We start from the raw sequence: 567 nt of genomic DNA on the forward strand, positions 1-567 counted from the left end.
ATACCGGCACGAACGGCGAGTCGCCGCCGTACTCTTCCGGCACGACGCCTTCCGCGACCAGTTCCTGCTTCACGCGATCGGGGTTCGCCTCCGGCTTGTCGATCTTGTTGATCGCGACGACGATCGGCACCCCGCCCGCCTTCGCGTGCGAGATCGCTTCCTTCGTCTGCGGCATCACGCCGTCGTCGGCCGCGACCACCAGAATGACGATATCGGTCGCCTTCGCGCCGCGCGCACGCATGGCGGTGAACGCCTCGTGGCCCGGCGTGTCGAGGAACGTGACGACGCCGCCCGGCGTTTCGACGTGATACGCGCCGATGTGCTGCGTGATGCCGCCCGCTTCGCCGGCCGCGACCTTCGCGCGACGGATGTAGTCGAGCAGCGAGGTCTTGCCGTGGTCGACGTGGCCCATGACGGTGACGACGGGCGGACGCGGCAGTTGCTCCGCATCGCTGCCGATCTCGCCCTCGACGAGGAGCGCCTCCGGATCGTCGAGCTTCGCGGCGAGCGCGCGGTGGCCCAGTTCCTCGACGACGATCATCGCCGTTTCCTGGTCCAGCACCTGGT

General features: G+C 68.6%; 1 protein-coding gene. It reads right to left on the bottom strand.

The window, feature by feature from the left end:
* Positions 1–567, bottom strand: a 567-nt coding sequence (locus J5M71_RS26735; protein ID WP_207838502.1) for a GTP-binding protein, incomplete at both ends; no start/stop codon positions are given.

The sequence above is a fragment of the Pseudomonas sp. 43(2021) genome (assembly GCF_017490805.1).
In the GTDB taxonomy this organism is placed as follows: domain Bacteria; phylum Pseudomonadota; class Gammaproteobacteria; order Pseudomonadales; family Pseudomonadaceae; genus Aquipseudomonas.